This is a genomic window from Actinomadura rubrobrunea NBRC 15275, assembly GCF_001552235.1.
GTDB lineage: Bacteria > Actinomycetota > Actinomycetes > Streptosporangiales > Streptosporangiaceae > Spirillospora > Spirillospora viridilutea.
In genome coordinates this window covers 1-661 of sequence record NZ_BCQU01000226.1, presented here as the reverse complement: position 1 = coordinate 661, position 661 = coordinate 1, and the positions used below count along the sequence as shown (strand labels likewise).

Sequence of the window (661 nt, the reverse complement as noted above, 5' to 3'; positions counted from 1 at the left end):
GCGGCCGCGGTTGCGTCGGCAGGAGCGTCCCGAGCGGATACCGCTGTCGTTCGCGCAGCGCCGCCTGTGGTTCCTGCACCGCCTCGAAGGCCCCAGCCCCACCTACAACATCCCGTTCGTCCTCAAAATCACCGGACCCCTCAACCACGACGCCCTACACGCCGCCGTCCACGACGTCGTCCACCGACACGAAGCCCTGCGCACCGTCTTCCCCGACGACCGCGGCGAGCCCTACCAGCACATCCTCCCCGCCCACCAGACCACCGTCCCCTGGGAACACCACCACCTCGACGAACACACCCTCACCCACCACCTCACCCAAGCCGCCCGGCACCCCTTCGACCTATCCCGCGACATCCCCATCCGCGTCACCGTCTTCCAAACCGCACCCCACGACAACACCGTCCTACTCCTCATCCACCACATCGCAGGCGACGGCTGGTCACTACGCCCCCTCCTCCGCGACCTCGCCACCGCCTACCAGGCACGACTCGACGGCCAAACCCCCCAATGGCCGCCCCTGCCCGTCCAATACGCCGACTACACCCTCTGGCAACAACGCCAACTCCTCGCCGGCGAAAACACCCCCGGAACCCTCGCCCACACCCAACTCCAACACTGGCGCACCACCCTCACCGACCTCCCCGAACAAATCCCCCTG

The 661-nt window shown here is 67.8% G+C and carries 1 protein-coding gene; it reads left to right on the top strand.

Annotated features, from left to right (window positions below; all coding sequences use genetic code 11):
• A partial coding sequence (locus tag AR3_RS29145; protein ID WP_245637948.1) for a condensation domain-containing protein occupies positions 1-661 on the top strand: 661 nt, incomplete at both ends.